The sequence below is a fragment of the Gordonia sp. QH-12 genome, from assembly GCF_001578675.1.
GTDB lineage: Bacteria > Actinomycetota > Actinomycetes > Mycobacteriales > Mycobacteriaceae > Gordonia > Gordonia sihwensis.
This window is the reverse complement of record NZ_KQ969284.1, coordinates 185,892-212,731: the sequence shown is the minus strand read 5'-3', so window position 1 is coordinate 212,731 and position 26,840 is coordinate 185,892. Positions and strand designations below refer to the sequence as shown.

General features: G+C 69.5%; 19 protein-coding genes. 8 read left to right on the top strand and 11 right to left on the bottom strand.

Features of this window, described 5'->3' with window-relative positions:
- Positions 1-54: 54 nt before the first annotated feature.
- Positions 55-2,079, bottom strand: a complete 2,025-nt coding sequence (locus Y710_RS04405) for a winged helix-turn-helix domain-containing protein (RefSeq protein ID WP_156479407.1) — start codon at positions 2,077-2,079, stop codon at positions 55-57.
- Positions 2,080-2,120: 41 nt separating this feature from the next.
- Here Y710_RS04405 and Y710_RS04400 point away from each other — a divergent pair, with 41 nt between their 5' ends.
- Together Y710_RS04400 and Y710_RS04395 are read left to right on the top strand one after the other, a co-directional pair.
- Positions 2,121-2,453, top strand: coding sequence for a hypothetical protein (locus Y710_RS04400; RefSeq protein WP_045538282.1), 333 nt, complete (start codon positions 2,121-2,123; stop codon positions 2,451-2,453).
- Positions 2,454-2,741: 288 nt separating this feature from the next.
- Complete coding sequence (locus Y710_RS04395) at positions 2,742-3,335, top strand: hypothetical protein (protein WP_006896097.1); 594 nt, start codon at positions 2,742-2,744, stop codon at positions 3,333-3,335.
- Between the two features lie 243 nt (positions 3,336-3,578).
- Here Y710_RS04395 and Y710_RS04390 read toward each other — a convergent pair whose 3' ends face one another.
- Genes Y710_RS04390 through glsA form a run of 3 tightly spaced genes read right to left on the bottom strand, consistent with a single transcriptional unit; the run spans position 3,579 to position 5,990 of the window.
- Positions 3,579-4,601, bottom strand: coding sequence for an MFS transporter (locus Y710_RS04390; protein WP_231875668.1), 1,023 nt, complete (start codon positions 4,599-4,601; stop codon positions 3,579-3,581).
- On the bottom strand, positions 4,573-4,965 hold the full coding sequence (locus tag Y710_RS18690; protein ID WP_006896095.1) for an MFS transporter: 393 nt from the start codon (positions 4,963-4,965) through the stop codon (positions 4,573-4,575). Before Y710_RS18690 ends, Y710_RS04390 begins: the two co-directional genes overlap by 29 nt.
- Complete coding sequence (gene glsA / locus Y710_RS04385) at positions 4,962-5,990, bottom strand: glutaminase A (protein WP_006896094.1); 1,029 nt, start codon at positions 5,988-5,990, stop codon at positions 4,962-4,964. Before glsA ends, Y710_RS18690 begins: the two co-directional genes overlap by 4 nt.
- Positions 5,991-6,109: 119 nt before the next feature.
- On the opposite strand from glsA, the gene Y710_RS04380 reads away from it, so the two are divergent.
- The gene (locus Y710_RS04380) at positions 6,110-6,733 is read left to right on the top strand and encodes a TetR/AcrR family transcriptional regulator (protein ID WP_006896093.1); all 624 of its coding nucleotides are present in this window, start codon (positions 6,110-6,112) and stop codon (positions 6,731-6,733) included.
- A 23-nt stretch (positions 6,734-6,756) separates the two neighbouring features.
- Here Y710_RS04380 and Y710_RS04375 read toward each other — a convergent pair whose 3' ends face one another.
- The gene (locus Y710_RS04375; protein WP_006896092.1) at positions 6,757-7,971 is read right to left on the bottom strand and encodes an oxygenase MpaB family protein; all 1,215 of its coding nucleotides are present in this window, start codon (positions 7,969-7,971) and stop codon (positions 6,757-6,759) included.
- A 163-nt stretch (positions 7,972-8,134) separates the two neighbouring features.
- Here Y710_RS04375 and Y710_RS04370 point away from each other — a divergent pair, with 163 nt between their 5' ends.
- From Y710_RS04370 to Y710_RS04360, 3 genes are all read left to right on the top strand, one after another.
- Positions 8,135-9,055, top strand: coding sequence for a TIGR03564 family F420-dependent LLM class oxidoreductase (locus tag Y710_RS04370; RefSeq protein ID WP_006896091.1), 921 nt, complete (start codon positions 8,135-8,137; stop codon positions 9,053-9,055).
- A 64-nt stretch (positions 9,056-9,119) separates the two neighbouring features.
- The gene (locus Y710_RS04365) at positions 9,120-10,097 is read left to right on the top strand and encodes an ABC transporter substrate-binding protein (RefSeq protein WP_231650177.1); all 978 of its coding nucleotides are present in this window, start codon (positions 9,120-9,122) and stop codon (positions 10,095-10,097) included.
- A 4-nt stretch (positions 10,098-10,101) separates the two neighbouring features.
- The gene (locus Y710_RS04360) at positions 10,102-11,463 is read left to right on the top strand and encodes a SagB family peptide dehydrogenase (protein ID WP_006896089.1); all 1,362 of its coding nucleotides are present in this window, start codon (positions 10,102-10,104) and stop codon (positions 11,461-11,463) included.
- Between the two features lie 14 nt (positions 11,464-11,477).
- Here Y710_RS04360 and Y710_RS04355 read toward each other — a convergent pair whose 3' ends face one another.
- The 3 genes from Y710_RS04355 to Y710_RS04350 all read right to left on the bottom strand — a co-directional run bounded on the left by Y710_RS04355 (position 11,478) and on the right by Y710_RS04350 (position 12,765).
- Positions 11,478-11,816, bottom strand: a complete 339-nt coding sequence (locus Y710_RS04355; RefSeq protein WP_006896088.1) for a DUF1801 domain-containing protein — start codon at positions 11,814-11,816, stop codon at positions 11,478-11,480.
- A gap of 306 nt (positions 11,817-12,122) precedes the next feature.
- Positions 12,123-12,272 (bottom strand): hypothetical protein, encoded by a 150-nt coding sequence (locus Y710_RS18685; RefSeq protein ID WP_156479406.1) that lies wholly within the window; start codon positions 12,270-12,272, stop codon positions 12,123-12,125.
- A gap of 55 nt (positions 12,273-12,327) precedes the next feature.
- Positions 12,328-12,765 carry an Hsp20/alpha crystallin family protein gene (locus tag Y710_RS04350; RefSeq protein ID WP_006896087.1) on the bottom strand — a complete coding sequence of 146 codons (438 nt, stop codon included), beginning with the start codon at positions 12,763-12,765 and terminating at the stop codon, positions 12,328-12,330.
- Between the two features lie 297 nt (positions 12,766-13,062).
- Between Y710_RS04350 and Y710_RS04345 the strand changes: the two genes are divergently transcribed.
- Positions 13,063-14,775 (top strand): FAD-binding dehydrogenase, encoded by a 1,713-nt coding sequence (locus tag Y710_RS04345; protein ID WP_231875673.1) that lies wholly within the window; start codon positions 13,063-13,065, stop codon positions 14,773-14,775.
- Between the two features lie 394 nt (positions 14,776-15,169).
- Positions 15,170-15,487: a GIY-YIG nuclease family protein gene (locus Y710_RS04340; protein WP_045538273.1), complete on the top strand. Its 318-nt coding sequence runs from the start codon at positions 15,170-15,172 to the stop codon at positions 15,485-15,487.
- Between the two features lie 674 nt (positions 15,488-16,161).
- Here the strand turns inward: Y710_RS04340 and Y710_RS04335 are convergent.
- The 3 genes from Y710_RS04335 to Y710_RS04325 all read right to left on the bottom strand — a co-directional run bounded on the left by Y710_RS04335 (position 16,162) and on the right by Y710_RS04325 (position 26,830).
- Positions 16,162-20,682, bottom strand: coding sequence for a non-ribosomal peptide synthetase (locus tag Y710_RS04335; protein ID WP_062366514.1), 4,521 nt, complete (start codon positions 20,680-20,682; stop codon positions 16,162-16,164).
- Positions 20,679-25,994 (bottom strand): non-ribosomal peptide synthetase, encoded by a 5,316-nt coding sequence (locus Y710_RS04330; RefSeq protein WP_062366512.1) that lies wholly within the window; start codon positions 25,992-25,994, stop codon positions 20,679-20,681. The genes Y710_RS04335 and Y710_RS04330 overlap by 4 nt, the downstream gene beginning before the upstream one ends.
- 77 nt (positions 25,995-26,071) lie before the next feature.
- Complete coding sequence (locus tag Y710_RS04325; protein WP_006896082.1) at positions 26,072-26,830, bottom strand: MTB12 C-terminal domain-containing protein; 759 nt, start codon at positions 26,828-26,830, stop codon at positions 26,072-26,074.
- Positions 26,831-26,840: the final 10 nt, after the last annotated feature.

The window sequence follows — 26,840 nt, the reverse complement described above, 5'->3', positions numbered from 1 at the left end:
GGCGTGCTCGGTCCCGGTCAGATCAGCCTCAGCTCCCGCGCCCGCGTTATCGCGTCACGACGGCCGCGCCCCGAGCTTCTGGTAGATCGCGCGCTGATGCGTCTTGACGGTATTCACCGAGATGAACAGCCGATCGGCGATCTCGGCGGTGGTCGTGGCACCGAGCAGATGCCGGAGGACATCCATCTCGCGGGCGCTCAGCCGCGGAACCAGCCGGCCCGCCTCGTCGACGAGCCCGCCGGTACGGACCGGAATCCGATTGAGAAGGTCGAGTGCGAAGCCGCTGTGCTCCGTGCCGCCGGCGACCCGGTCGGACAGCAGTTCGCGCAAGTGGACTCCTCGTTCGAGGAACGACCGGCGAAGCCGATGACCGGCGGCGATGCCCAGGGCTCGGTCGAGGGCCCGCAGTCGCTGATCCCTGCTCGACCCTCCGCCGCTGTTCGCCGCGACGTCGAGGCACTCGGCCACCATTCCCCGGATCGAGTCCGCGTCGCCCGCGAAGCGGATGCCGACACGTCTGCGGTGGCGGTTCCGACTCAGCACCGCATGGGTGCCGATCGCTACGGTCACCAACGAGTCCGGAACGCCCGGGACCGACGCCGCGCGAAGTGCCTCGTCGGCGAACCGGAGCGCCTCGGCGACGGCTCGTCGCGCCATCATCAGCCGCGCCTGGAGGACCACCAGCACCACGGTCGCGTGGGGGCTGTGGACCGATGCGGACGCCGAATCGAGCCACGTCGCCGCATCGTCGAGGTCATCCCGGTCGAGCGCGATGCCCGCAGGCGCCAGATGTGCGGCCCCGGCCTGGACGGCGAGAGGACTGCCGAGCTCGTCGGCATCTGCGACCGCGCGGCGGGCGTGAGTTTCAGCCGCCGACAAGTCTCCGTCCTGCCACTCGAGAAGCGCGAGGTTCGCGCGGGCGTTGAGAACGGGAAGCAGAATCCGCGGGCCGCCCTCATACCGCAGCACGTCGGCGAGATCGGCTCGGCCCGCCACACGATCCCCCGACCAGAGCTCACAGGCTCCGAGGTTGCCGACCAGCGCCGTCCGAATCACGTCCCAGTCCGCCAGTCCGGAAGTCGCCAGCGCCTCTGGGTTCCGGTGCAGTCGATCGCAGCGTGCCCGCAACCCCGCCGGATCGTCGATCCACGGCCGCAATCCCAACTCGACCAATTCCAACAGGAACTCGTACCGGCGACGCCTGCGGCCCTCGAGGCGGCAGACGCGACCGTGCGCCGCCGCTGCCAACTCGTCCAGGTCGGCGGTCCGGCCCGTCATGGCCTCGGCCGTCGCCACCCCGATCGCCAACCCGGGATGAGTGAGAACCGCGTCCCGCGGAACTCGGCTCAACGTCGCCGACAGCCAGTCCGGCGGGCGCGCCATCGCCCACGCGATGATGTGGGTGCCGACGAGTTCGGAGGCCGCCTCCCACTCGTTCGCCTCGATCGCATGCTCCAGCGCCCGTCTGGGCATGCCTTGTTCACGAAACCAGTGCGCGGCCACCCGATGCGAAGTGGCCAGATCGCGCCGGTCGGTGATCCGGGAACGGAGCAGATCGAGCAGGAGCGGGTGCAGCCGGTACCAGCCGGGGGCGTTTGCGCTCTCGTGGACGAACATGTTGAGACCGGCGAGTTCGGCCAGCCGCTCACCGCTGTCTTCACCTCCGCCGAGAGCAGCGGCCAGTTCCGGACACACTTCGTCGGCGACGCAGACCCTGGTGAGGAAGTAGCGCCATTGCAGCGGTGCGCCGAGGAATACCTCTCGCATCAGATAGTCGGCGACGTATCCGTCCCGTCCGGAGAACTCGGTGGCGTACGCGTGCGGATCGGCCGCCGAAGCCAGACCGATGGCCGCGAGGCGCAGACCGGCGGCCCAGCCTCCGGTTCGCTCGACCAGCCGCTCCACGTCGTCCGGACCGACGGTCACCGACGCATCCGCCAGCAGCGCCGCCGCCTCGTGAACACCGAACCGGATCTCGTCGACGCGGACCTCGCTCAGCACCGATTCCACCCGCATGCGGTGCAGTGGCCACGGCGGATCGTGGCGCGTCACCGCGACGATGCGCACGCTGTCGGGCATCCGGTCCACCAGTTCCAGCAACTGCTCGTGCGCGCGGCCCGGTGACCGAGTGCAGGTCGTCGAGCACCAGCAGCAGGGGCCCGGAGTCGGCCAGGCACGACGCCAGCCGCGCGGGCACCTCCGCCGGCGAGCACGCGGAGAAGTCGATCATCGCGGCGAGCGCACGGGGATCACCGATGCCCATCTCGGCCACGGCGGTGACCACCGCCGACCAGAGCGCGGCCGGGTCGTCGCCGACACGGGCGAGATCGGCCCAGGCCGCCGGATGCCGGCGGTCGGTGAGCCATCCGGCGACCGCGGTCGTCTTGCCGTACCCGGCCGGGGCCCAGACCACGGTGACCGGCGTCGACCGGTACTCGTCGAGCAGTGCGTAGACGGTGCGGCGCGGCAACGCATTGCGGACGACGGGACGGTCGAACGGTCTCACCGCCTGCCCGTCCCTGAACCACGCCATTCGCCCATTGTTCTGCGGCAGAGCCGATTTCGAGGGCGATTTCACCCATTTACGGTAATTTCCGCGCCTACCGTCAGACGGAAGACTCGTCAGCGGTATCCGGCTCGGGGCTGGGGGATTCTCGACTACTCTGACGTTCCTGTCCACCGCGGGCGCGGCGCCGATCGCGTCCGGCCGGACGCGACGGCAGAACCGGAAGGGCTCGAGGATGTTTGATGCAAACGGCTTGGTGATCCTGGCAGTCGGCGCGCTGCTGTGTTTCTACGGGGTGCGGTCAGTGCATCTGGGCGTGATCGCCGCGGGATTCGGTCTGGGCTGGATCGTCAGCGGCCTGTTCAACGCCGGCGGTCTGACCATGTTCCTGTTCGGCCTGATCGGCGCGGTGTCGGCCTGGGTGGTCTGCTCGCTGATCTTCCGGTTCGCCGCGTACTTCGTGGGCGGCCTGACCGGAGCGGTGGGCGGCGCACGCCTCGCCGACCTGGTTCAGCCCGGCGACAATTCGTGGGCGGCCAGCGCGATCATCATCGTCGCCATCGCGGTCGCGGCCGCGTTCTGCGCCGACAAGTACCGCGCACGCGCACTGCTGTGGCTCACCTCCATCGGCGGCGCCAGCATGGTCCTGATCGGCGTCGGGCGCGCCTTCGAGCCGTTGAACTGGGTCGACAGTCCCGACTCGGCAGCGGCCAGCATCACCTCGAACGCGCTGTGGATCGCATTGTCGGTGGCGGGCTGGATCATCCAGCGGCGACTGTTCGCCGACCGCCTGGGCATCAAACCCCGCCAGAGCGAGGCCGCGGCCTAGGCCGCGCCTTCGTCGTCTCCGGGTGCGGGGATCTCCTCCCTGCGGTAGTTCGCAGTCGGCCGGCCGGAATGATCGCGGTCGCGCTCACGGCGGCCAGGAACAGCAGTCCGAATCGCAGGGTCCGCAGACGCGTGTCCTCGTTGACCTCCACCGCGGCGTCGATCTGTGCCGGGGTCGCGTCCGTCTGCTCCTCGAGAGCGGTCCGCAGATTGTCGTTGCTGACGAAGTTGACGTTATCGAGATTCACCTGTTCCACCAGCGAGTCGGGCAGTTCCGGGTGGCTCGCGACCGACGATGTGACCGTGAAGCCGAGGATGGTGACAGCAGCGCGCCGGCCACCGCCGTGCCCACCGCCGAAGCCAGATTCTGTGTGGTGCCGCGGACCGATCCGACGTCACCGGCCAGACGCGTCGGAGCCGCGGTCACGAGCACGTTGAAGACGAGGGTGACGAGGGCGCCCTGCCCGATGCCGAACACGATGAGCCCGATGATCGTCGCCGCCGTCTCCCAGTTGTTGCTCACCACGAATGAGAGCCACAGCAGTGCCGCGGTGGTGAGGCCGAAGGAGAAGACGCCGATGGTGCGGGGACTGTAGCGCCGGTAGAACCTGATCACGAGGAGCGCGGTCACGAACACCGTCAGGTTGAACGGAATCATCGCGATCGCGGTGTCGAACGACGAACGGCCCTGAACGATCTGGATGTACAGCGGCACGGTGAAGTTCAGTGCGGCCTCCAGCGAGACGACGATGAACATGGCGTACACCGCGGCACGCTCACGCGAACTGCCGAGCACCGACAGATCGACCAGCGGAACCTTGCCCGCCTTCATCCGCGACCGGGTCCAGACGAAGAAGCCCTGGCCGACGATGAGACCGAGCACGATCATCAGTGGCGCCGGCGAGACTCCGCCGACGTCGAAGGGCGCACCGGCGTCGGCGAAGAACAGGCCCCACGAGTTGAGGTTGTTGAAGCCGAGCGTCAGCAGCACCACCGAGCCACCGATCAGCACCGCGCCGATCACGTCGATCTCGATACTCGGGTCACCCTTGTCCGAGCGGAGGGTGAAGCTGAGCGCGAAGACGATGACCGCCACAGCCAGGACGATGCCGAACACCGGCCGCCAGCCCACCGACGCACCCAGCGCACCGCCGATGAAGAAGGCGCTCATGCCGGAGACCGCACGAGCCGAGCCGAGCGATCCCACCGCCGTCGCCTGCTGGTCGCCGACGTAGTTCTCAGCGATCAATGCGACCAGCGACGGCACGATGATGGCCCGCGGATGCTCCGGCCAGGCCCTGTCCGGCGATCGCCCACCCGACCGACGGCGAGAAGATCATCATCAGCGACGAGCAGGCGAAGGTGACGACGACGATCCGGAAGATCATCACCCATCCGACGCGCTGACCGAGTTTGCCGCCGAGCATCACCAATGCGGCCACGGCCAGCCCGTACATGACGATGGTGGTGCCGACGGCGGTGGGCGTGGCGTCGAAGTCGTCGACCATCCCGCCGATCGAGACCGGCAGCGCCGCGACGTTGAACGACATCAGGACCTGCGCGAAGAACAGTCCGATGAGCGGCAGCCACGAGCGCCGCTCCTCGCTGACCGGGACGGCGGTGGTCGTCATACTGCATCCTTTCGGGCGGCTGGTGCCGAAGAGTGGTGGGCGGGAGCCGAGGCGAAGATGTTCAAGCCGAGTGCACGTGAGAGATACGCGGTCGCCAACTGGCCGCGAACGCTGTTCCCGGCCGAATCCAGGAGGGGCGAGAAGGTGCCGATCGCGCCCTTGCCCGGGGCGATCGCGACGATGCCGCCCGAGACCCCGGACTTGGCGGGCAGGCCGATCTCGAACAGCCATTCGCCGGAACGCTCGTACATGCCGGTCGACGCCAGCACCGCGAGGGTGTCGCGGCAGACCTGGTCGGAGACCACCCGTTCACCGGTCACCGGGTTGACTCCGCCGTCGGCGAGCGTCGCGCCCATCACCGCGAGGTCGCGCGCGCTGACGCGGAGCGAGCACTGGCGCGTGTAGGTGTCGACCGCGTCCGACGGATCGATGTCGATGCGTCCGTAGCTCTCGAGCAATTGTGCGATCGCCCTGTTGCGCTGGTTGGTTCGCATCTCCGAATGGTAGATCTCGCCGTCGAGTTCGAGTTGCCGTCCGGCGAACCGGGACAGCCCCGTCCGGATCACCTCCCACTGTTCGGCCGGCGTGGCTCCGGGGACCAGCGCCGTGGTGGCGATGGCGCCGGCGTTCACCATCGGATTCATCGGGTGACCGTTGTTGAGTTCGACGGCGATCACCGAGTTGAACGACAAGCCGGTGTTGTTCACGCCGACCCGATCCTTGATGACGCCGTGGCCCACGGCGTCGCAGACCATCGCATAGACGAAGGCCTTGGAGATCGACTGAATCGAGAACAGCGTCTCGCACGCGCCGGCGCCGTGGACCGATCCGTCGATCTCTCCGACCGCCAGCCCGAACAACTCCGGGTCGGCGGCCGCCAGCCCCGGGATGTAGTCGGCGACGTGCCCGTCGGCATTGGACGCGTAGCGCGCATGCGCCTGGACGGCCAGGGCCTCGACGCGGTCCCATCCCGGCATGGCGCCGGTCGAGACCTGCTGAGCCACATCGTTCACGGTTCTGTCCACCGGCGTTCCTCTCGTCGACGCGCACTTCGTCGTCCGGTCATCGCAGGTTCCGCACGTTCCGGGCCGCACACCGGCTTTCAGCGTCGACGAGAGTCTCGAACCTCTAAACTCTTAGCGCAATGGCTGCCAACTCCCACCGGCCGCGCGCCGAGCATCTCGGCCCCGAGCGTCGTCGGCCCCAGATCCTCGACGCCGCGCTGGACATCGCCGTCTCCGAAGGCGTTTCGGCCGTGACCGTGGCGTCGGTGGCCGAGCGGCTGCGCGTCACCCGGCCGGTGATCTACGCGTGCTTCGCCAACCGCGTCGACATGATCGCCGAACTGGTCCAGCGCGAGGAGGGCCGGCTGCGCGAATCGATGACGACCGTGCTCCGCAGGCGAGCCGTCGACGCCGACGCGACGGTCTTCATCGACGGTTTCCGCGCGTTGCTCAACACCGTCGCCGAACAGCCCAAGACCTGGCGGCTGGTGTACGGCTCCCCCGACTCCGAAGTCGCGGAGTTCTTCGGCCGGGGACGGGCCGACGCCGTGGCCCGCTGCACCGATCTGCTGCGGCCGACCCTGGCGGCGTGGGGGATGCCGGAGGCGGACATCGACAAGAAGCTGTACCCGCTGGTGGAGTTGTGGGTCTCCGCCAGCGAGGGCGCCGTTCGCTCCCTGCTCGCCGATTCTCGTTGGGCGCCGGACGAACTGGCCGAATTCCTCGGCGAGAGCGTGTACCGCGCACTGCGGACGGCCGTCTGACGTCGCTGCGCAAGCTCGGGCGGTCAGCGGCGCAACGGGGCCGTGGCGTCGAACGCCTCCACACGGCTCCCGCTGTGCCAGGCGTGCCAGCGCCGCCACCGTCTCATGGAACCGGTCTGCCACCACCGGTCCACACCCGGCAGCACGCGGCGCGCCACTTCGATCACGGCGATGAAGGGCGCCCGTCCGATCAGCATCGCGACGCCGGGCAGCCCGCTCGGGAGCCGGTGGGCGCGCCGGTTCCAGGGCAGCATGAACAGCCGCGTGTAGCCGGCCTGCAGATGCAGGTGGAACAGGGCACGCAACCGGCCCGGGCCGCGCATCCCCGGATGCGGCGCGAACGCGGGGACGAACGACTCCGCCAGTTCGGAACCGAGACCGCCGGAGTCGTGTTTGCGCGTGGCGTCGAAGTAGTAGAGCAGCCGGAGGCCGTCGGCATAGGTATCCGGATACATCTCGTCCACCCGGCAACCGACCAGGTGACCGAGATACCGATTGAAATGGAGGACGGCGCGGACCTCCGACGGACTGGTCAGGAAGCCGAGCGCGGTCAGCCCGAAAGCCGGACCCACGCTGCCGCCGAGGAGGGTCAGCATCATCTCGCTCTGGCTGATCGGCAGACCGTACCGTTCGGCGTCCCACTCCGGATGCGCAAAGACGCGCGCCCGCACCGACACGTGCATCACGCGGACTCGCAGCGAGATGGCGCGCGCCGTCGACCCGGGAGTGAGCACCGCCCCCGGACGGCAGACCTCCAGCCACCACCGACTCGTCTCGAGATATCGGTTCAGCGCACTCGATCCCGCGTATCCGCCGGCGAGTGAGAGCGGCACCGCGAGAGACGCCTCGGTGTAGGTGTCCATCGTGCCCGCATTCCCGACCGCTCCGAGGTTGTAGCCCCAGCGTCGCCACACCGCCGCGCCCTGCTCCACCAGGTCCGGATCCACCCAGTCCGGGACCGTCTCGAACTCGGCGAAGAGAGCCCGCATCGATTCGGGCGCGTCGGGAACGTTGTCGATCCCCACTCGCAGCGCCTCGTCGAGGAGTTCGCGCGCCGCCGCACCGCCCATCTCACCGTGAAAGGTCTCGGCGACGAAGGCCTCCGCCGTCGGGTCGCCGGCGAGAAGTCCCGCAGCGAACGCCGAGCGCACGTCGTCGCCGGGAAACAGATCCACTCCCGTGATCCGCTCGATTCGATTCCGCAACCGCAGATGCGCGGGCGACACGACCAGTTCCATGCGGCAAGAGTAAGAGATGAACGCACCATTTTGAGACTGTTTGACTATATCGTCTCACCGGCTGCACGCGCACCAGCTCCCCGCGGCGGGGTCCCGAGCCACCCACGCGCGTCGGCGACGAAGCATAGGATCGACGTCGACCGTCCCGAACTCAGGAGCACCCATGGATGTCAGCGTCGTCTGGACCATCAATGCCCGCACCGCCTCCGTCGACAAGGCCGTCGAGAGCCTCGCGGAGATCCAGGAGGAGGGCTTTCGCCGAGTCTGGTGCACCCAGATGCCGAATGAGCCCGACGCCCTGACGATGCTGACGGTCGCGGGATGGGAGGTGCCGGAGATCGAGTTCGGTACCAGCGTGCTGCCGATGCAGGTGCAGCATCCGATGCTCCTGGCGCAACGCGCGCTGACCACCAACGCGATCATCGGTCCGCGCCTCCATCTGGGACTCGGCCTGAGCCACCAAGTGGTCACCGAAGGCATGTGGGGCGTCTCCTACAAGCGGCCCGTCCAGCGCACCAACGAGTACCTCGACGGCCTGCTCCCGCTACTGAACGGCGAAAAGGTCAGCAGCGCGGGCGAACTCGTGACGACGCGGGGCGCCCTGACGATCGCCGACGTTCCCGCGCCGCCGGTGTACCTGGCCGCGCTGGGACCGAAGATGCTCGGCATCGCGGGCAGTCGCACGGCGGGCACGGTGACCTGGATGACCGGGCCCAAGACCTTGCGCGATCACATCGCCCCCACCCTGCGCACAGCCGCCGAGGCCGCGGAACGCTCGGCCTCCGACGTGCGCGTGGTGGCGATGCTGCCGGTCTCGGTGACCGACGACGCCGACGGCGCCCGCGCCGCCGCGGCCGAGCAGTTCGCGATGTACGACAACCTGCCCTCGTACAAGGCGATGCTCGACCGCGAGGGCTTCACCGGTCCGGGCGACGCCGCGATCGTCGGCGACGAAGCCACCGTCGCCGACCGCGTCCGGGAGCTGGGAGCCTTCGGCGTCGACGAGTTCGTCGGCATACTGTTCGATCGCGACCGCGAGACTCGCGCCCGCACGCGCGCTCTCCTGCGGACGCTGGATGCGTGATGTCCGACTCCCAACCCAGGGCCGACTAAGCAAAGTTAGGTGAGCCTGGGTTACTATTCGGCTCATGAAGTCGACTATGAAGACCGTCCTGGCACTGGTGGCGGGTCTGCTGGCCGTCGTCCTGACGGTGTCCGCGTGCAGCGCTCCCGACGAGGACGAGGCCTCGGGCGGCCCGATCCAGGTGAACACCGCGCAGGGACCGGTGACGGTGAAGGGCACTCCCAAGCGGATCGTCACCCTCGGCGCGCAGTGGATCGACACCGCACTGGCCTTCGGCGTCAAGCCCGTTGCCTACCTCGACAACATCCAGATCCTCACCGGCAGCCCGTCGCCCTGGACCGGTGACAAGCTGCAGGGATCGACGGCACTGGATCCGGAGAACCTGGTGGCGCAGATCGCCAAGGCCGAGCCCGACCTGATCCTCGCCGAGGGCTACATGCCCAAGTCGCAGCCGGAGAACTTCGAGAAGATCAGAAAGATCGCGCCCACCATCCCCGGCGTGACCGGTCAGCAGGTGGACCCGTGGCAGGACCTTGTCGCGCTGATGGGCACCCTGCTGCGTCAGGACGGCAAGGCCAAGGAGATCACCGCCGGCGTCAACAACCAGATCGCCGACTTCAAGAAGGAGCTCCCGGGTCTGGCGGGCAAGACGTACGCGATGGCGTACATGTACTCCGCCGATCAGATCCAGGTGATGGCCGATCCGAACGACGGCGCCGCGTACCTGTTCAACGAACTCGGCATGAAGGTCGCGCCCAAGCTGCTCGCTCAGTTCGAGAAGACGAAGAACCCGCGCTTCCCGATCTCCACCGAGAACGTCCCGATGCTCGACGCCGATGTCCTGATCGTCACGGCGAACACCCCGGCTCTCAAGAGCGCGCTGCGCAAGCTGCCGGGATACTCGGAGCTCGAGTCGGTCCGCAGCGGGGCCGTCGCCGATCTGTCCGTCGCCGACATCAGCGGACTCAATCAGCCGACGCCGCTGGCGATCCCGTACCTGCTCGACGAGCTGAAGCCTGCCTTCCAGAAGGCGACGGCCTGATCGGATGACGGGTCCCTCGCGGACCGCCCTGCGCAACGTCTACACCTGGCGTCCCGGCAGCAAAGCCGTGCTCGGCGCTCCCGGGACCGCTACGGTTCTGCCGGCGAAACGCCGGTTGACCGGACTGGTGCCCATGCAGGGCGGCGTACTCAAAGCACTCAACGCCGGCCCGGTCGCCTTCGACGCGGCACCGCCTCCGCCGGTCGCCGATCTGCTGCGCGATCTGCTGTCGGCCGGTGCACTCGAACTCGCCGTCTCCCGCGGCGAGACCGAGCTGTACCGCCTCCGGCCGTTCCGCTCCGTCGATTCCACGCGCCCCGAGCCGCGTCACGCCGACGGGGTGCTGTCTCGATTCACGGTGCTCCGCAGGACGGGCGGCGAGGTCGTCGCCGAGAACCCGCGCTCCTGGTGCGACGTGGTGATCGGCGACCCTTCGGTGGCCGCGATCCTGGCCGGCGGCCGAGACGACGACCTCGTCGCCGACTCGCTGTGGTCGGATCTGCTGTGGACCGGTCACGCCGTTCTCGACGCCGACGGCGAGGAGTCCGATTTCTCAGCGGCCGCGTGGAGTCCCCACGAACTCTGGTTCCACCGTCGGAGCACCGTCGGCGACCGCGGCACCAGTTGGGCCCACTTCGGCCCCACCCGCTGGGCCGACGGGCACTTCGCGCCGGTCCCCGCGTCGCCCGAACCGTACCCGGGCGAGAGCATCCCGCTGCCCGTGCCCGACCTCGACCGCCTGTCGCAGTCGGACGTTCCCTTGGCGCGCGTCGTCGAGGATCGGGTGTCCGTCCGCAGCTTCGACGACGCCGCACCGATGACCGTCGCGGAGCTGGGCGAGCTGCTGTATCGCTGCGCCCGAACTCGGAACGTGGCCACCCTCGAGCGTTCCGGCACCGCCGTCACCGAGCTTCCTTCTCGCCCCTACCCTTCCGGCGGCTCGCTCTACGAACTCGAGATCTACCCGGTGATCCGCACCGTCGACGGCGTCGCACCCGGGATGTACCACTACGACTCGTACCGGCACGCACTGCGCCGGGTGGCCGACATCGACGACCCCGCCGTGAATCGGCTGCTCTCGCCCGCCGCTCTCACCCTCGCCGACGGCGAGTTGCCGCAGGTGATGCTCGCCCTGGCCGCTCGGGCGGGCCGAATGATGTGGACGTACGAGCAGATGGCGTACGCGGTGATCCTCAAACACGTCGGCGTGCTGACCCAGACGCTGTATCTCACCGCCACGGCGATGGGTCTCGGCGGGGTCGCGCAGGGATACGGCGACACCGCGGCATTCGCCGCGGCCACCGGCCGCGACGAGTTGGAGGAATGCAATGTGGGGACCTTCGTGGTGGGCCGTCCCCGCGTCTGAGCCGGGCCCGCGCCTCAGTCCCGGTTGAGCGCGACCGCCGCCTGGACCAGCGCCACGAACGCGTCCGCGTCGAGATCGTCCGATTCGGCGAGGTCGACGGCACGGCGGGTTCCGCCGGTCGCGGGGACGAACAGCCCGGCGGGATCCGGCAGCGACGCGCCCTTGGCGAAAGTGACTTTGACCTTCGCCTTGTAGGTCTCGACGGTGCAGATCAGACCGTCGAGCGAGAAGGTCGGCACTCCGTCGGGATTCGAGGGCTTCTTCCACTTCGCCTCTTCGACGACACCGGGTGCGGCGCGGTGGATCAGTGAACGGATCTCGTCGACGCGGGTCGCCCGCCAATCGCTGCTCATGGGCTCACGGTAATCGATTGCGGCCGTCTCCGATCGCCGCACAGCACGGACACAACGTCTGCCCGGGTTCGATCACCCAGCCGTCGGCTGCGGCGAAGTCGACGGCGGCGGCGCCCGACCGGCATCGGAGCCAGTAGGCGCGCTCGCATCGGGAACATCGGATCTCACTCGTGGGCCGCGGCGCGGCGGACTCCCGTGGAGGCAGGACTGCAGTCATCGAAATGCTCTGATCGTCGTTCTCATGAGAGATCGTGAGGTGCCGGGCGGCCCGGGGTTTCTCCCCGGGACGCCCGGCACACGGTTCGGTTACGGGACTTCGGAACGGTGAGGGAGTGCGTCGGCCTGCGCCGCTCCCCGCACGGTGTGGGGGTAGTCGTCAGGTTCGGCGCCGTCCGCATCGACCGGATGCTGCTGTTCCAGCCAGTCGATCGGATCGACTTCCAAGACACTCGTCATCGACGACCTCCTTCGGTGAAGAGAATGCGCGACGCCTGCGGCGGCTGTCAGCGGGTCACTCCGTCGCAGCGGTGATCGACCGCGGCTCGCCCTTGTGCTCGATCTCGATCTTGCGGGGCTTGGCCTTCTCCGACAGCGGGATGGTGACCGTCAGTACGCCGTTGTCGTACTGCGCATTGATTCCGGACGTGTCGATTCCCTCACCGAGGGTGACCTGGCGCCTGAAGGTTCCGGAGAAGCGTTCGCTGGCCAGCCATTTGGCGTCTTCGGACGGCACGGTCCGGTGAGCCGACAGGGTCAGCACGCCGTTGTCGACGCTGACGTCGATCGATCCGGGGTCGACGCCGGGAAGGTCGGCAGCGAGAACGTAGTGACTGTCGACCTTGTAGAGGTCCATCGGCATGAATCGGGGAGTCCGCGCAGTTCCTGCCTGGCCGGAGAGCAGGCCGCGGGCGAGGGCGTCAAAGTCGCTGAATGGATCGAAGCGAAGCACAGCACCACACCTCCTATTCATTTGTCACCAGCCGGTTCGACTGATGATCGTCGACTGTGCACCACCAAATTTAGCACTCTCGATCATCGAGTGCCAGATTTTCGTGTCTCTTGTGCCAGATTTCGGCGATACCGCGCGCGCTGCGGCCCGCGCCCGGTCAGTCTGGTGCAGGCCGTCTGAGAACACGACCGATACCACCCTCACGACATCGAAAGGTCACCCGTGCCCGCTGAGTTCAATCCGACCATCACTCGTCGCCAGGCACTCGCCGCGGGCGGCGCGGCCGTCGCCGCCGCATTGGTCGCGCCGGGTCACGGGATCGCGGCAGCGGCCGGGCCGTCACCGGACGCCGACGTCATCATCGTCGGTCACGGACTGTCCGGACTCGTCGCGGCGTCCGAACTCGCCGATCGCGGACGCAAGGTGCTCATCGTCGATCAGGAGTCGGGACAGAACGTCGGTGCCCAAGCGCACTGGAGTCTGGGCGGACTGTTCTTCATCGACAGCCCGGAGCAGCGTCTCGCCGGCATCCGCGACTCGCACGAGCGGGCACACCGCGACTGGTTCGCCACCGCGGGCTTCGACCGCTCGCCGCACAGCGTCGACGGCGAGGACTACTGGGCTCGGAGATGGGCCGAGAAGTACCTGGAATTCGCCGCCGGAGAGAAGCGGTCGTGGCTGGCGGGAATGGGCGTCTCGTGGGTCCCCGTGGTCGGATGGGCCGAGCGGGGCAACGGCGTTCCGGGCACTCCCGGCAACACCGTCCCCCGATTCCACACCACGCTCGGCACCGGTCCGGGAGTCGTCGAACCGTTCGTCCGGCGGGTGCGCGAGGCGCAGCGCCGCGGACGGATCCGGTTCGCGTTCCGGCATCGGGTCGACGAACTGATCACCGCGCAGGGAGCCGTGGTCGGCGTCCGCGGCTGCGTCCTCGAACCGAGTTCGCTGCCGCGAGGAAAAGCCAGTTCCCGCAAGCAGATCGGGGATTTCGAACTCCACGCCCCACTGGTGATCGTGGCGTCGGGCGGCATCGGAGGCAATCACGACCTGGTGCGCCGCAACTGGCCGGCACGGCTGGGAACGGCGCCGGAATTCATGGTCACCGGCGTCCCGCAGCACGTAGACGGCCGGATGCTCGGCATCGCCGAACGATCAGGCGCCCGGCTCGTGAACCGCGACCGCATGTGGCACTACACCGAGGGCCTGCGGAATCATTCGCCGATCTGGCCCGGACACGGTATCCGGGTGCTCGGAGCCCCGTCGTCGATGTGGTTCGACGCGGCCGGTCGCCGATTCGGCGAACCGGGCATCCCCAGCCACGACACTCTCGGCACCCTCGAACTCATCCAGCGCTCCGGCTACGACTACTCGTGGTTCGTCTTGAACAAGCGGATCATCGAGAAGGAGTTCGTGCTCTCGGGCTCCGAACAGAACCCGGAGCTGACCGCCAAGAACCTCCCGCTGTACCTGGTGCACCGCGCCACCGACGACGTTCCGAAACCCGTGCAGGCCTTCCTCGATCGCGGACCGGACTTCGTCACGGCGGGCAGCGTCGAAGCGCTGACGGCCAAGATGAACGCCCTTGTCGGTACCGATCTGGTCGATCCGGGTTCTCTGAAGAAGCAGATCGCGCACCGCGACCGTGAGGCCTTCAACCCGAAGAGCACCGATCCGCAGATCAAGAGCATCCGGCGGTCGCTGGCCTACGTCGGCGACAACCTCGTGCGCACCGTGCCGATGCACCGAATCCTCGACCGCGATGCGGGACCGCTCATCGCGATCAAGATGAACATCCTGACCCGGAAGTCCCTCGGCGGACTGCAGACCGATCTGTCGGGCCGGGTCCTGTCCGCGGACGGCCGGCCCGTCGAAGGGCTGATGGCCGTCGGTGAGGCCTCCGGCTTCGGTGGCGGCGGCGTCCACGGCTACCGAGCACTCGAAGGGACCTTCCTGGGCGGGTGCCTGTTCACCGGCCGCACCGCGGGCCGGGCCGCCCATCGCCTGCTGTGATACGCGACCGGCCGCGGCCGCTCAGCTGAAGATCGAGAGGTCGACGGCCTCGGCCATCGTGCGGTAGCCGGCCGGACCCGCTGGCGCTCCGAATCGGCCCGCGGGGCGGCGTAGCCGCTGAAGAGCGAGTCGGACGCCGGCAGGATCGTCGCCACGTGAACACGGACGCCGTCGGCCTTCAGGCGGGCGATGATGTTCTTGTACCTGGCGATCACCTGGTCGGCGGTCGAGCCGAGCCGAGGACTTACCGAGACCCCAAACACACAGGAGCGCAGCGCCCCCCAGGCCAGTCGAGTAAGCGGAGGAGCGAAGCGACGAAGCGCATCGAGACCCGTCGTCACACGCTGTGGATACCCGCATTGCACCCCGCCCCGACGTCCGCCACAGTCGCCTCATGCACGGCTTCATGTACATCCTGAAATGCGCGGACGGCAGCTATTACGTGGGGAGCACGCGGAATATCGAGCATCGGTTCGAGCAACACCAGTCAGGTCGCGGGTCGGCATATACCCGGAATCGCTGTCCGGTCGAGCTGGTCTTCTGTGAGGAGTTCGATTCCATCGAGGATGCGTACGCGATGGAGAGACGCGTGTCGAAGTGGTCGCGCGCGAAACGAGAGGCGCTGATCGCCGGCGATTTCGACGCGCTGCGCCGCGCGGCGAAGAAGGGCTTCCGCCCGGGCCAGACGCCGCCGTCGAGGCCGCAGGAGTGATTGCCCAGGCCTATGAGTAAACCGAGGGCGCATCGAGACCACCCCGGCGGCAACGTCTCGATACGCTCCGTCGCTCCGCTCCTCCGCTTACTCGACAAACCTGAACGGTGCCCCAGGACCGTCGAGTAGAACGAGGCGCAAGCCGAGGACGCATCGAGACCCCGGGCGACGTCCGTCTCGATGCGCTTCGTCGCTTCGCTCCTCCGCTCACTCGACAAACCTGTAAGGTCGACAGGCCTGACAGAACGCCCCAAGACCGTCGAGTAGGACGAGGCGCAAGCCGAGGACGCATCGAGACCCCGGGCGGCGACGTCTCGATGCGCTTCGTCGCTTCGCTCCTCCGCTTACTCGACAAACCTGTGGGGTCGACAAACCTGATAGAACGCCCCCAAGACCGTCGAGTAGGACGAGGCGCTAGCCGAGGACGCATCGAGACCCCGACGCCCGTCTCGATACGCTTCGTCGCTCCGCTCCTCCGCTCACTCGACAAACCTGTCGGGTCGACAGGCCTGATAGAACGGCCCAGGACAGGCGAGTAGGGCGAGGACGCATGGAGACCCGTTCGTCTCGATGCGCTTCGTCGCTTCGCTCCTCCGCTTACTCGACAGGCCAGAGGTCGACAAACCTGGGGCACCTCGGGCCAGTGCGATGCCCCGTCTCGGTCCGCTCCTCCGCTACTCGAGAGGCTTTGGGGGTTCGGCGCTTGAGAGGGCGGAGAGGGAGCGGGACCAGAGGGTGGAGAGGCGGGCGATGTCGGCGGGCGAGAGGACCGTGGAGCAATAACGCCAGTTCGTCACCAACTGAGGGCCGTCGTCGGTCGCGCGGACCACGGCGACCACGTCGAGCGCGTATCGCAGCGGAAGATCCGGCTCGGGATCGGTCGGCAGATGCTCGTTCAACTCCAGGTCGACGACCGGCTGCCACGCGCCCGGATCCTCACCCGCGACACCCAGGTCGAAGCGGCCCAGATAGTTGAACTCCACCTGCGGTTCGACGCCCTCGACCAGGTCGGCGTCGCGTTCGGCATAGCGCAGCAGCCCATAGTCCAGACCCCGGTTCGGGACCGCCTCCAGCTCCGCAGTGACACGCTCGAGCAGACGTCGCCCCTCGCCGGAGTCCGCTTCCAATGCGTCGACCGTGACCGTCGTGCCCGCGGCCAGCCGCACCGGGAACACCGTGGTGAACCAGCCGAGCGTGCGCCCGGTGTCGATGTCGTCCCCGACGGTCGCATCCTCTCTGCCGTGACCTTCGAGCGCGATCAGCGCTCCCGCCGACGGGTCCTGGTCGCGCTCGGCGCGCCAGGATGCGAAGGTCGCCGTCAGCGCGGTCAGCAGGAACTCACGCATCCCGATCCGCTGATCGATCCGGTCCAGGATCTCGGCCGTCACGGCGACGTCGGTCAAGACGGGCGCCGACGTCAACTCGCTCCAGGTGTCGCGGCCGATCTCCGGTCGACGCGAACCGATCACCGGGTCGTCGGCACACACCTGCGACCGCCAGTAATCCCGCTGTGCGGCAACGGCTTCCGTTCCCGACCTCGCGAGCATTCGACGACTCCACGCGCGGTAGTCGGTGTACTCCGCGGGCAGTGCCGGCGGCGCGCCCGCGGCGACGGCCGCGCCGGCCTGGGCCATGTCACCGAAGAGGATCTGCCAGCTCACCGCGTCCACCGCGAGATGGTGGATCGCGAGCAGCAGGACGTCGCCGCCCCCGCTCGGCACCACGCGAACCGCGGCCACCATGTCTCCGCGATCGGGATCGACGGCCTCGTTGGCCTGGCGGGCGGCGATGGTGATGAGCGTGCCCAACTGTTGCCCCGGCTCACCGTCGATCACCCAGAATCGACTCGCCGCGTCCACCGCACCGGGTTCGCGGGTCACGAGCACTCCGCTCTCCCGGGTGGACCGCAGCATGTCGTGCGCATCCAGCACGGCCTGCAGCACCTGGACCACCTCGGCGTCCGTGCACCCGTCGGGCAGTCGGAACAGCACCGTCTGCGTGAACCGCCGCCACCGGCCGCCCTCGTACATCCACTCCACCACCGGCAGCGCGGGCACCTCGCCGTACTCGCGCTCGGCGGCGATCCGCGCCAGACGCTCGCCCCGGCGGACCGCGTCGGCCAAGTCGCGAACGGTGGGAAAGGCCATGACGTCGCGCGCCGCGATCTCGTCGCCGCCCGCACGCAGCGCGGTCACCAACGCCATCGCGACGATGCTGTCCATGCCGAGGTCGAAGAAGTCGTCGTCGGGACCGGGACGGGTGCCGAGCACGCCCTCGACGGCCGCGGCCACCCGCTCCTCCACCTCGTCGAGCGGTCGGCCCGTCTCCCCGCCGCCGGCCAGCGCCGCGCGCGCCGACTCCCCCAGCAGCACCGAATCGAGCTTGCCGTTACGGTTCACCGGCAGCACCGGCAGCACGACGATCCTCGTCGGGATCATGTGCGACGGCAGCTTCTGCGCCAGTTCGCCGCGGACGACGGCGGCGTCGAGACCCGCCCCGTTGGTCGCCCCCGAGACGAATCCGACCAGCGCCGCACCGATCGGCCGATCGACCACCACCACGGCGGCCTCGCGAACCCCGGGCACCGCCCTGAGTCCTGCCTCCACCTCGCCCACCTCGATGCGGTAGCCGCGGATCTTGACCTGGTCGTCGCCGCGTCCCACGAAGACGATGTCGCCGACTGCGTTGCGGCGCACCAGGTCTCCAGTCCGGTACATGCGCTCCCCAGATCGGATCGGGTCGGCGACGAAGGCTGCCGCCGTCTGCCCCGGGCGCCCCTGATAGCCGCGAGTGACCTGGTCCCCGGTCAGGTACAGCTCACCGATCACCCCGTCGGGAACCGGCCGCAGGCGGGAGTCGAGCACCCGCGCACTCATCCGGTCGGTGGGTCCGGCGATCGTCGGCACCGGCGACTCCGACACGCGCGCGACCATCGCCTCGACGGTGGTCTCGGTGGGTCCGTAGCAGTTGAAGACCGCCGTCCGCGGCAACGACCCCAGTTGGTCCCACAGCGCCGGACCGATCGCCTCGCCACCGAGTGCGAGCACCGTCAACGTCGGCCGACCCGGTTCCCCGGACACCAGCCCGGCCGCCGAGAGCTGGCCGAACATCGACGGCGTGGTGTCGATCATGTCGATCCGGCGCTCGGCGAGCGCCGCGACCAGACGCGTGGCGTCGCGCGTCTGCTCATCGGAGAACAGATGGACCTCGTGGCCGTCGAGCAGGGCGGCCAGCGGCTGCCACGACGCGTCGAAGGAGAACGTCCAGGCGTGCGCCACCCGCAACGAGCGGTCGAGCCGCCGGCGGCCGACCGACAGCACGCGGTCGCGGTGATCGCGGGCATAGCTGGCCAGCGCTCCCTGCGTGCCGATCACTCCCTTGGGCTCGCCGGTGGAGCCGGAGGTGAAGATGAGATACGCCGCATCGGCCGGGGACACCTCGACGGATTCCCCGCCATGCCGATCCCCGCCGTCCCAATCGGTGACGACGGTGCGCCCCGCGAACAGATCGACGAACTCGGGGTCGGTGAGAACCACGTCCGCACGGGACTGGTCGAGCAGATTCTCGATCCGGGCGACCGGCATGGACACGTCGATCGGCACGTACGCGGCACCGGCGAGCATCGCCCCCAGCACGCCCGCGACCGTCCGGCCCGACCGTCGCGGCGCCACCGCCACCACGTCACCGCGTCGCACTCCCGCAGACCGCAGGTCCCCCGCAACCGCCAGCGACCAGCGGTGGAGCTGATCGTAGGTCCACGTGCCGTCGTCGGCGACGAGCGCGACGGACGCCGGAGAGGTCCGTGCCTGTTCGCAGAACAGCCCGATCGCCGTGGTTCCGGCGGGCAGCGGCGTACCGCGCGACGGCCGTGCCGCCCATTCCCTCTCGTGATCGAGCAGCGCGTCGAGCGTGTCGGCAGGAGCGTCCGCGGCGTCGGGCAGCGCCCGGAGCACCGCGAGCACCCGTTCGACGGCCTGCGCCGGATCGATCGGTCCCAGCGATTCGGCGACCGACTCGCTCATCACGATCAGCTCCCCGTCGAGCTCGTAGGCGACGACGGTCAGCGGGTAGTGCGACAGCGACTCCATCGCGAGAGGCAGGAAGCGGGTGCCGTCCGGCGCGGTGACGGGTTCGGTCGCCGAACCGATCGGAGCGTTCTCGTAGACGAAGAGCGTGTCGAAGAGGTTCGGGGTACCGGCCGCGCGCGCGATGTCCGCGAGGCCGAGGAATCCGAGGTCGCGCATCCTGGCCGACGACCGCTGCAGTGCGGTGCAGGCCTCGAGGACGGTCGGCTGAGCTCGCAGGTCGACGCGCACGGGGACGGTGTTGATGAACAGCCCGACCATCTCGCCGGCCCCCGGCAGACTCTGCGGTCGGCCCGAGATGGTGGTCCCGAAGACCACGTCGGTCCGGTCGGCGAGCCGGCCGAGGACCACCGACCACGCGTACTGCGTCACAGCCGCCGGAGTCAGTCCGGCCCGGCGCGCCCAACCCAGAACGCGCGAGGTCTCCGCGGCGTCGAGCGTTCGCCGGTGCCGCACCGGTTCGGTGGCCGGGGTCCCCGGGGCGCCGATCAACAGCGGCGACACCCCGTCCAAATACGACGTCCAGGTGTCGAGCGCCGCGGCGGTGTCCTGCTCCGCCAGCCACGCGATGTAGTTGCGGTACGGCTTCACCGGCGCCAGTCCGTCGGCGCTGCCGCCCGCGCCGTAGATCGCCAGCAGCTCGCGGAAGAAGAGCGCGATCGCCCAGCCGTCCATGAGGATGTGGTGTGCGGTGAGCAGCAGCCGGTGCCTGCCCTCGGGCAGTGCGGCGAGCACCACCCGCATCGCAGGGCCGCGACGCAGGTCGAACCGCTGCGAGCGTTCGGCGAGCGCGAGATCGTCGAAATCGTCGGGATGGGTCCGCACCTCGCGCCACGGCACGGTGACCTGGGTCGGCACGATCTGCACCGGGTGCGGAACGCCTTGATCCCACAGACTGACACGGAGATTGGGATGCCGCGTGAGGACGGCGGCGACACTGCGGCGCAAGACCGCGGCGTCGAGCGGTCCGCTGATCTCGACGACGAACTGCATGCTGTAGACGTCGAGGCCGTCGCCGGCCATCTCCGAGAGCGAGAACAGCCCGGCCTGCAGCGGCGAGAGCGCGAGGACGTCTTCGATGGCCGGCTTCGACTGCTGCTCCGGGCTCACTGCTGCGCCTCCCACGCCGAGCCGAGCGCCGACAGCATGTCACTCGACAGCCCCGACGCCGACATCGGCGACGCATCGACCGGCTGCGGCTCCGGCTCGACGGTGTCGTCGTTCCGGGCCCGCGCGGCGTCGACCGCCTCGGCCAGTTCGGCGATCGAGTAGTGGTCGAAGATCTGCTGCGGATCGAGAGCGATGCCCGCGGCCGCCGCACGCGCCGACCACTGGATCGAGATGACGCTGTCGCCGCCGACCGCGAAGAAGTTGTCGTCGCGCCCGATCCCGGTGACCCCGAGCAGTTCCTCGAGCATGGTCACCAGTGCCCGCTCGGTCGGCGTCTGGGTGCCGCCGCCGGCGGTGTACACCTCGGCGACCGGCGCGGCCGCCGGTGCGGCGGCGTAGTTGTCGATCACCAGCGACGCGGGCGAGAGCGCGCGCAGCGTCTCCGGAAGTGCGGTGGCGGCACCCGGACCGTCGACGATCCAGGTCGCGACCGAGGCGCAGTGCGTCAGACCCGCGTGCGGCAGACCGGCGAGTGTCGCGGGCCGCGCCTGAACGCGTCGCGGCGACCCGGCGGCGATGAGTTCGGCGAGCACGGCGGGATCCTCACCGTGCACGGAGGCGTCGAGTGCATCCGGTATCGGCCGGACCGTCACCTCCGACAGCCGTCGCTGCGGATTCTCCGCCAGGGCTTCGAGGAGCGTCGTGAATCGGTCGGCGATACCGCGCGCGGTGTCCTCGTCGTAGAGGTCTGCGCTCGCGACCAGCCGGCCGCTCAGGCTGCCGTCGCCGCAGGTGGTCACGATCAGATTGAGATCAAGGTAGGAGGTGTCCACCTCCATCGGGAGGATGTGCATGGACGTGCCCTCCGCGAGCTGGACCACGGGCTCGCCTGCCGTATCGCGGAAGTGGACCATGCTCTGGAACAGCGGGTTCCGGGCCCGGGTGCGGCGCGGGTTCAGCGCCTCCACCAGGCGTTCGATCGGCAGATCCTGGTGGGAGAAGGCGTCGAGCACGGCGTCGCGGGAGCGGTGCAGAACGTCGTTCAGTGTCGGCTCGCCGGTCAGATCGGTGCGCAGAACCACCATGTTGGCGAGCAGCCCGACGATGTCGGCGGTCGCCGGGTCGGCCCGCCCCGCCGACGGAGTGCCGATCGCGATGTCGACGCCGCCGCCGAGCATGTGCAGCGCAGCCGACCACATGGCGGTGAGCGCCATGAAGTCACTGACCGCACTGCCGCGGAAGACGGTCTTGAGCCGCTCGTAGCGCGAAGCGCTGATATCGAAGTCGACGATCACCCCGCGGTGGCTCAGGCCCTCGGGGCGGGGCCGGTCGGCCGCCACCAGGATCTCGTCCGGAAGTCCTTCGAGCCGGTCGCGCCAGAAGTCGATCTGGGCACGCCCGTAGCGGCCGGCGTCGCTGTCGGGGTCGGCGTCGAGACCGAACATCGAGTGCTGCCAGCGCGCCACGTCGGTGTACTCCGGTCCGGCCGGCCGAGGAGTGAGGGCGGGACCGCCGGTCCGCGCACGGTAGGCGGCGGCGAGGTCGGCGATGATGATGTCGGTGCTGCCGTGGTCGACCACCATGTGATGAATCACCAGCGCGAGCACCGACGACGACCCGGCCCGCACCAGGTGTGCGCGCACCAGCGGCGCCGCCGCCAGATCGAAGATCAGCTCCCCGGTCTGCGCCGCGATGCGCACGGGGTCGTCGGCATCGGTGGCCTCGGTGATGCTCAGCGGCACCTCGATGTCGGCGTCGTCGCGGATCACCTGGACCGGCAGTCCGTCGATCTCGCTGAACGAGGTCCGCAGCGAGCGATGCCGCCGGACCACGTCCGCGATCGCGCCGCGCAGAGCGTCGTCGTTCACCGGCCCTTCGACGGCGAGGGTCAGCACGATGTTGTTCTCCGCGCTCGCGCCGCCGAACCGCTCGTTGAACCACATGGCGAGCTGGGAGAACGACAGCGGCGCCCGCTCGACCTCGTCACCGGCCACCAGCGGAGGTCGGACCGGTTCGGTGTGCTGCGGCTCCGGCGTTCCCAGGGCGATCCCGCCGAAGTCGGCGCTGGTCCAGTCCCCGTCGGCCCAATCGCTCCCCTCCGCGTCGCCTTCTGTCCAGGCGCCGTCCGCCCAGCCGTCCTGGTCCGGGTCCGCGTCGAGGTCGACGCCGAGCTCGGCGCGCGCCTTCTCGACCAGCAGTGCGGACAGCCCGGCCACCGTCGGGGCGTCGAACGGTGCCCGGACGTCGACGTCGAGCCCGAACTCGGCCGAGAGGGCGGTCACCAGGCGGGCCGCGAGCAGCGAGTGGCCGCCGAGATCGAAGAACGAGTCCGCGGACCCGATGGTCCGGCCGCCGAACAGCTCCGAGAACACCGCCGCCACCCGCCGCTCGGTGGGCGTCGCCGGCTCCACGAAACCCGCGGCCTGCGTGGCCGGCACCGGAAGCGCAGCGCGGTCGAGCTTGCCGTGCACGGTGATCGGCACCTCGTCGATGGCGACGACGGCGTCCGGAATCATGTGCGACGGAAGTGTCTGCGCGGCGTGGTCGCGGAGCGCCTGCGGGTCGGGGACCGCGCCGGACTCGCCGATCACGTACGCGAGCAGTCGGTCGTCGACCACGGTAACCAGGGCACGCTGGACGTCCTCGTGCGCGGCGAGCACCGCCTCGATCTCACCGGGTTCGATGCGGAAGCCGCGGACCTTGATCTGGTCGTCGGAGCGGCCGACGAACTGCAGCTCCCCGTCTCCGCCGCGCCGGGCGAGATCGCCTGTGCGGTAAAGACGTTCACCCTTTCCGAAGGGGTCCGCGACGAATCGCGCGGCGGTCAGTCCGCTGCGGCGCAGGTAGCCGCGCGCCAGCTGACGTCCGCCGAGGTACAGCTCGCCGACCACTCCGTCGGGCACCGGTTGCAGGCCGGCGTCGAGCAGGTGCGCCGCGACCCCCGGATTGGGACGGCCGATCGGCACCACCGCGCCGCCGCGCGGTCCGTCGACCCGGTGATGGGTGGCCGCGACGACGGCTTCGGTGGGCCCGTAGTTGTTGCTGAGGTCTGCGGTGAACGCGGTGGTGAACTCGTCGGCGACCTCACCCGGCAGCGCCTCGCCGCCCACCGGCACGGTGCGCAGCGTGGTCCACTGCTTGACCTCCGGGATCAGCAACAGCGTGGAGAGCATGCTCGGCACCATGTGCATCACCGTCACTTGCTCGCGGACCAGCAGGTCGGCCAGGTAGGCGATGTCGGTGAGCGCGCCCTTCTTCGGGATCACGAGGGTGGCGCCGGCGGTCAGGGTCGCGAAGATCTCGAACATCGACGCGTCGAAGCTGACCGACGAGGTCTGCACGAGGCGGTCGTCGGAGCCGACGACGCTGGTGGCGCCGAATGCCCGCAGATGCTCGGCGATCGCCCGGTGCTCCACGGCCACGCCCTTCGGGGTGCCGGTGGATCCGGAGGTGTAGATGATGTAGGCCAACGATTCCGGCAAGGGCCCGGGAAGGTCGAGACGCCGCGGCGCCTCTTCGGGTTCGGCGCGCAGCCGCTGCACTTCGGCGGCGTCGAGCACCAGCACCGGACGGGCGTCCTCGAGCAGGAAGGCGGTGCGGTCGGCCGGGTAGTCCGGATCCACCGGCAGGTAGGCGGCGCCGGTCTTGAGCACCGCCAGCGCGGCGACCACGAAGTCCTCGCTCGCGGACATGCGCAGCGCGACCACGGCGTCCGGCGCCGCCAGCGCCGGGCCCGCGGCGTGCGCGATCCGGGCCGCGAGTACGTCGACGGCGGTGCCGAGTTCGGCGTAAGTGATCGAGCGGTCGTCGGTGACGATCGCCGGGTGGGCGGGACGCTGCGCCACCGCGGCCTCGAACATGCCGACGAGGGTGTCGGGAACATCGTCGACCGCGGGTCCGGCGGCCGCGGAGACCACCGCCGAGAGCGCCTCGTCATCGAGCAGTCGTGCGTCCCGGATGGGCGCGTCGGGCCGGCCGAGGACGTCGGTGAGGAAGGTCGCGTACGCGGCGAGCAGCGCCTGCGCCTCCGCATCGCGCAAGCGGGACGACTGATACTGCAGTTCCAGGACGGGTTCGGTACCGGACACGATCGCGAACTCCAACGGCAACTGGGCGTTGGGAGCGTGGAGGTGGTCGAGGTGTTCGACGCGGAGGCCGTCGAGCCCGAGCCCGGACAGATCACGGCGCAGCGACAGGCTCGCCGAGACCAGCCCGGCCAGACCGGCGCGGCGGTCGGGCGCGAACTCGGCCACCACTCGGTCGATCGGAACGCGGCAGGCGGCGAGCCCGGCGGCCAACGACTCACGGGAACAGCCGATCAGCTCGGTCAGCGACGACCGCGCGTCGACGTCGCCGCGCAGCAGGACGGTGTTGCCGAAGTAACCGATCAGATCCTCGGCCCCGGCCGGGCGCACGGTGGTCGGCACCGCGATCACCACGTCGTCGGCGCCGTACACGCGATGCAGGAAGGCTTGGGTGGCCGCGAGCAGGACCGCGAACGTGGTGGTGCGCGCAGCTCGTCCGAGTTCGGCTGCCGCAGCCTCGATCTCCGGCGCCAAGCGGCGGTGCACGCGACCGCTGCCGGTGGCGCCGGTCGCGGCGGGCAGGTCGAGCGGTTCGGGTGCGGGACGCAGCACCTGCGCCCAGTGCGCGAGGTCGGCGTCGAGTTGGTCGTCAGAGGGGTCGGGCACGTCGGCGTACGCCCGCGCGAGCGCCGCCGTCTCCGTCCCCCGATAGGCGGCGGCGAGGTCGGCGAAGAACACCGCCCACGAGTCGTCGTCCCAGGCGATGTGGTGGACGGTCAGGAGCAGCACGTGGTGCTCGGGTGCCAGCGCGGCGAGCGTGACTCGCAGCGGAGCGTCGTCGGCGAGTCGGAAGGGCGTCCGCGCCTCCCGCGCGGCCAGCACCTGCAGGCGCCGCTGAGCCGCCGCGCCGGACAGTTCGGTCAGGTCGGCGGTGGTCCAGGAGATCGGGGCGCCGATGCGGTGCTGCATCACCGGCTCGCCGTCCTCGCCCGCGAGGTAGCGGGCGCGGAGCGTCTCGTGTCGCGAGACCACGGACTCGACGGCGCGGCGGAGACGCTCGGCATCGAGTTCCCCGTGCAGCGCGAAGGCCACCGAGATGTTGAGCGAGGTGTCGTCCGGATCGCGGTGGCCGGCGAACCAGAGCCGGCGAGCCGCGATGGGCAGCGGCGTGCGCGCACCGTCGGCCCGGGCCGGCACCGCCTCCGCGGCGCCACGGTGAGTCAGACTCTCCTCCTGGAGACGCTTGCGGAGGAGTTCACGTCGGCGGGCGGCCAGGTCACTCGTCATGGGTCGATTTTAGCCTAGCCTTACCTAAAGGAAGGACCCGGGGCGATCGCCCCGGGTCCTTCCTGGTCCAACGGTCCTTACAGGTTGCAGGGAATGTTGGCGTACGAACCGAGTTCACAGATGGACGAGTTGGTGAGCTTCCAGCGCCCGTCCTTCCACACCCACTTCATCGTCATGTAGGTGGGCTGGTATCCGGGCGAGGACAGCTTGAGACGCGCGCTGGCGATGTTGCCGTTGACCGTCACCGGGTCGACGATCCGGTAAGTCAGCCCCATCGGCTTGAACTTCGCGGCCAGACCGAGGATGCCCTGCGCCTGGTTCACCGCGCGGGCCCCGCCCTCCAGGCGCTGAGCCTTCTGCGCGTTCGAGGCACCGGAGGCGAGGTAGTCCATCTCGGCCTGCAGTTGCGCGGCCGTCGGCTTCGTCGGCCCCTGCGCGGTGGGCGTCTGCTGCTGAGCAGCAGCCGGAGCCTGCGCCGCCGGAGCGTCCGCGGCGGGCGCATCGGCGACCGGCGCATCGGCGGCGGGAGCGTCGGCGGCCGGGGCGTCCGACGAAGGGGCGGCACTGTCGGACGCCGGGGCGGCGGCGTGCGGCTGCGTCTGCTGCGCACCGAGATTCACCACCGTGGCGGGGGCCTCCTGCGCCGCGGCACGGTTGCCGCCGACGTCGCTGAGCATCAGACCGACCAGTCCGATGGAGAGCACGATCGCCGAGACGACCGCCGAGATGCCCGCCGCCATCATCACCGTGGGCCAGTTGATCGACGTGCCCGACTCCTCGGCCGCCGGCGCCGGCTCAGCGGCGATCGGCTGGGTGACCTGCTCTTCGTCATACATGCGGTAATTG

Excerpts from the sequence above, each read along its gene's own strand:
- Y710_RS04405 (WP_156479407.1), bottom strand. The coding sequence starts at position 2,079 with ATGCCCGACAGCGTGCGCATCGTCGCGGTGACGCGCCACGATCCGCCG.
- Y710_RS04395 (WP_006896097.1), top strand. The coding sequence starts at position 2,742 with ATGTTTGATGCAAACGGCTTGGTGATCCTGGCAGTCGGCGCGCTGCTG.
- Y710_RS18690 (WP_006896095.1), bottom strand. The coding sequence starts at position 4,965 with ATGACGACCACCGCCGTCCCGGTCAGCGAGGAGCGGCGCTCGTGGCTG.
- Y710_RS04380 (WP_006896093.1), top strand. The coding sequence starts at position 6,110 with ATGGCTGCCAACTCCCACCGGCCGCGCGCCGAGCATCTCGGCCCCGAG.
- Y710_RS04375 (WP_006896092.1), bottom strand. The coding sequence starts at position 7,971 with ATGGAACTGGTCGTGTCGCCCGCGCATCTGCGGTTGCGGAATCGAATC.
- Y710_RS04370 (WP_006896091.1), top strand. The coding sequence starts at position 8,135 with ATGGATGTCAGCGTCGTCTGGACCATCAATGCCCGCACCGCCTCCGTC.
- Y710_RS04365 (WP_231650177.1), top strand. The coding sequence starts at position 9,120 with ATGAAGTCGACTATGAAGACCGTCCTGGCACTGGTGGCGGGTCTGCTG.
- Y710_RS04360 (WP_006896089.1), top strand. The coding sequence starts at position 10,102 with ATGACGGGTCCCTCGCGGACCGCCCTGCGCAACGTCTACACCTGGCGT.
- Y710_RS04355 (WP_006896088.1), bottom strand. The coding sequence starts at position 11,816 with ATGAGCAGCGATTGGCGGGCGACCCGCGTCGACGAGATCCGTTCACTG.
- Y710_RS18685 (WP_156479406.1), bottom strand. The coding sequence starts at position 12,272 with ATGACGAGTGTCTTGGAAGTCGATCCGATCGACTGGCTGGAACAGCAG.
- Y710_RS04340 (WP_045538273.1), top strand. The coding sequence starts at position 15,170 with ATGCACGGCTTCATGTACATCCTGAAATGCGCGGACGGCAGCTATTAC.
- Y710_RS04330 (WP_062366512.1), bottom strand. The coding sequence starts at position 25,994 with ATGACGAGTGACCTGGCCGCCCGCCGACGTGAACTCCTCCGCAAGCGT.
- Y710_RS04325 (WP_006896082.1), bottom strand. The coding sequence starts at position 26,830 with ATGTATGACGAAGAGCAGGTCACCCAGCCGATCGCCGCTGAGCCGGCG.